Origin of the sequence: Streptomyces sp. SID3212, from assembly GCF_009865405.1 — a bacterium.
Taxonomy (GTDB): Bacteria; Actinomycetota; Actinomycetes; order Streptomycetales; family Streptomycetaceae; genus Streptomyces.
The window spans coordinates 1-3,579 of record NZ_WWJY01000371.1; the positions used below are offsets into that span (position 1 = coordinate 1).

General features: G+C 74.2%; 2 protein-coding genes and 1 pseudogene. 2 read left to right on the top strand and 1 reads right to left on the bottom strand.

Annotated features, from left to right (window positions below; all coding sequences use genetic code 11):
- A pseudogene (locus GT042_RS38130) lies at positions 1 to 865 on the top strand (hypothetical protein); the annotation flags it as partial.
- Here the strand turns inward: GT042_RS38130 and GT042_RS11325 are convergent.
- Complete coding sequence (locus GT042_RS11325) at positions 746 to 2,047, bottom strand: transglycosylase family protein (protein ID WP_161308585.1); 1,302 nt, start codon at positions 2,045 to 2,047, stop codon at positions 746 to 748. The pseudogene GT042_RS38130 and the gene GT042_RS11325 sit on opposite strands and share 120 nt — an antisense overlap.
- Positions 2,048 to 2,201: 154 nt before the next feature.
- Here GT042_RS11325 and GT042_RS11330 point away from each other — a divergent pair, with 154 nt between their 5' ends.
- Positions 2,202 to 3,329 carry a LacI family DNA-binding transcriptional regulator gene (locus GT042_RS11330; RefSeq protein ID WP_161308586.1) on the top strand — a complete coding sequence of 376 codons (1,128 nt, stop codon included), beginning with the start codon at positions 2,202 to 2,204 and terminating at the stop codon, positions 3,327 to 3,329.
- Positions 3,330 to 3,579: the final 250 nt, after the last annotated feature.

Below are 3,579 nucleotides of genomic sequence, written 5' to 3' on the forward strand. Positions count from 1 at the left end.
GCTGGCGGGGCTGCTGGCCCTGACCGGCGGCACCGACTCGCACTCCCTCGGCGCGACGGAGCGGCTGATCCTCGGGGCGGCGACGTTCGGGGCGGTCGGGCTGCTCTTCCTGGTCGCGCAGCTGGTGCGGCGGCCGATCGTACGGAGCATGCTGCTCGCCGGCGCGGGCGGTGTCGCGTTCGGCATCGCGTCGGTCTTCACGAAGACGGTCGCGGTGGACTGGACCTCGGACTCCACGACCGTGCAGGTGCCGAGCCTGCTGGTGATCGGGGTGCTGGCGGCCACGGGCCTGATGCTCTCCCAGGCGTCGTACCGGGGCGCGGGCCTGGCCGCCCCGCTGGCGACGGTCACGGTCGTCAATCCGGTGGTGGCCGCGGCGGTGGGCATCACGCTGTTCGGCGAGACCTTCCGGTACGGCGTGCCGGGCACGGTGCTGGCGCTGGGCTCGGGGGTGGTCGCGGCGGGCGGGCTGATCCTGCTCACCACGGAGCGGCTGGGGTCGTCACGGGAGCCGCGGGACGAGCCCTCGGCGCCGCCGTCCGCGCCGGAGGGGCCAGGGCCCCGTCGCGGGGGTCCTTCGGACGGGGCGCGCCCGGAGGACGTACAACCGGAGGACATAGCCTCCGACGGCACCCGTCAGGACGGCACCCTGCCGAACGGGCCGCGTGCGGACGGCACACGGCCCGACGGGAAGGGACCGGAGGGGCGGCGGCCGGAGGGGCAGCCGCCCGAGGGGAAGCGGTCGTCAGATGCGGACGCCGCGCGCCCGCAGCCAGGCGAGGGGGTCGATGTCGGTGCCGTAGCCCGGCCCCGTACGCACCTCGAAGTGCAGGTGCGGTCCCGTGCTGTTGCCGGTGGATCCTGACCGGGCGATCCGCTGGCCGCCGCTCACCTGCTGGCCGGCCCGTACCGTCAGCGCGGACAGGTGCGCGTACTGGCTGTACTTGCCGTCCGCGTGCCGGATGACGACCTCGTAGCCGTACGCCCCCGCCCAGCCGGCCGAGACGACGTGCCCGGCGGCGGCGGCCTTCACCGACGTGCCGGTGGGGACGGGGAAGTCGACACCCGTGTGGTAGCCGCTCGCCCAGGCACCGGCCCGGTGGTACGGCGTGCCGGTCGACGCGGCCACCGGGGCGGTGGCTCCGCCGGTGGTCTGCGTGCTGGCCCGGGTGGGCGCCTCGGTCCTGCGCTTCTCCTCCGGCTTCGGCTTGACCGTCCGCTTCGGTTCGGCCGTCTTCGGCTTCTCGGCCGTCTTCGGCTTCTCGGCGGTCCTCGGCCGCTCCACCGTCTTCGGCTTCGCGGCCTGCGCCGGCCGCTCGGCCGGCTCCGCCTTCGGCTCGGTGGCGGGAGCGGCACTCCTGGCCGGGGCCTGGAGGACGAGCTTCTGGCCCGGGAAGATCAGGTCCGGGTCACTGCCGATGACGCGGCGGTTGTCCTCGTACAGCCGCTGCCAGCCGCCCTTGACGGACTCGTCCACGGCTATCTCGGAGAGCGAGTCGCCCCGGGCGACGGTGTACCCCTCGCGGTGGGTGGGCACGGACGTCGGCGAGGTGGCCTTGTTCTCGGGCCGGGTCTTCGGCGGGGTCTTCGACTGGGCCTTCGTCCGGGCCTTCGTCTCCACGGGCGCGGCGCGGGTCGCGCCTCCGGGCGTGATGTCGGGGGCGTCCCCGCCGCGGGTCAGCCCCGCCTTCACCGAGCAGGCGGGCCAGGCGCGCGGACCCTGCCCCTTGAGGACCTTCTCGGCCACGGCTATCTGCTGGTCCTTGGTGGCCAGATCGGCGCGCGGGGCGAAGCTCCGGCCGCCGTACGCCTCCCAGGTGGACTGGGTGAACTGGAGGCCGCCGTAGTAGCTGTTGCCCGTGTTGATGTTCCAGTCGCCGCTCGACTCGCAGGCCGCGACCTTCTCCCAGACGTCCACGGACGCGGCGTGCCCCGTCCCGGCGGCGATGAGCGGCAGCGCCATGCCCGCGCCACCCGCCGTCACGCTCAGCGAGACGCGGTTGATGCGGCTCGGCTGGTACCTGCGGTGCCGACCGTTAGCGGCCATGGCTTGCTCCCCCGTTGACAGGTAGGACACGTCGCAAGCCGCCAACTTAAGGGAGTCGCACGGACGGTGACAAGAGCTCACGCTCCGCTCGCCCTCTTTCCGCCGTATACGCCCCCTACGAGAGCGCTCTCCGTCTGGTGCTACAAATGGGGCCATGACGGAAGACGTACGATCGGCCGCCGCGCCCACCCTGGAGGACGTGGCACGCGCGGCCGGAGTCTCCCGCGCCACGGTCTCCCGGGTGGTCAACGGGGTGCGCAATGTCGATCCCGCGATACAGGAAGCGGTACGGCAGGCCGTCGCCGCCACGGGCTACACGCCCAACCGCGCGGCCCGTTCGCTGGTCACCCGGCGCGCGGACGCCATCGCCCTGGTCGTCTCGGGGGCGGCGGCGGACGACGCGATCGAGGAGCCCGCTCCCGCCTCAGCCGGGCGGGACGCCGGGGGCGCGGACGAGGACGACGAGGAGACCGACGGCGGGAGCGTCTCCTTCACCGCCCGGGTCTCGGCGGACCCGTTCTTCGGCCGGGTGGTGACGGGGGTCGTCAACCACCTCCGGCCGCGCGGCATGTACCCGATGCTGATGTTCGCGGGGACGGCGCGGGCCCGCGACGAGGTCGTCTCGTACATCCGCCAGGGGAACACGGACGGCGCGCTGGTCGTCTCGGCCCACGCCGAGGATCCGCTGCCGTCGCTGCTCACCGAGGCGGGGCTCTCGGCGGTGCTGTACGGCAGGCCGACCCGGCCGGTACGGATCAGCTACGTGGACCTGGCCCAGCGCGACGGCGCGCGGCTGGCCGCGGAGCGGCTGCTGGAGCGGGGGTGCCGGCGGATCGTCACGATCACCGGGCCGCTGGAGGCCCCGGTGGGGCAGGACCGGCTGACGGGCTTCCGCGAGACGCTGGCGCGCCGGGGCCGTCCCGAGGTGCCGGCGGTCGAGGGGCGGTTCAGCCAGGAGAGCGGCGAGGTGGCGATGGCGCGGCTGCTGGCGGAACACCCGGACCTGGACGGGGTGTTCGCTGCGAACGACCTGATGGCGGTGGGCGCGTGCCATGTGCTGCGCGAGCACGGACGGCGGGTGCCGGAGGACGTCGCGGTGATCGGCTTCGACGACAACGGGGTGGCGGCGGCGTGCCGCCCACCGCTGACGACGGTGCGGCAGCCGGTGGAGGAGATGGCCGGCGCGATGGTGGACCTGCTGCTGGACCGCCTGGCCCGGCCCACCCTCCCGGTCACATCGGTGATCTACGAACCGACCCTGGTGGTACGAGACTCCGCGTAGCGGTGCCCCGGGCTGTGGGTGTCCTCAAGCACCGGCCACATCAAGCCCGCCCGGCGACTGAGGGCACCCGGCATCGGCCACTTCAAGCCCGTCCGGCGAGTGAGGACACCTTGGGCGGCGGAGGCCGCCGAATCAAGCCTGCCCGGCGATTGAGGGCAACGTGGCCGTTCAGGCCGACGCGTCCGGCGTCGGGGCCGGCGTGCGGCGCCAGCGGTGCGGGGCCGCGAGGCCACCCGCGTCCCCGGGAGCC

Excerpts from the sequence above, each read along its gene's own strand:
- GT042_RS11325 (WP_161308585.1), bottom strand. The coding sequence starts at position 2,047 with ATGGCCGCTAACGGTCGGCACCGCAGGTACCAGCCGAGCCGCATCAAC.
- GT042_RS11330 (WP_161308586.1), top strand. The coding sequence starts at position 2,202 with ATGACGGAAGACGTACGATCGGCCGCCGCGCCCACCCTGGAGGACGTG.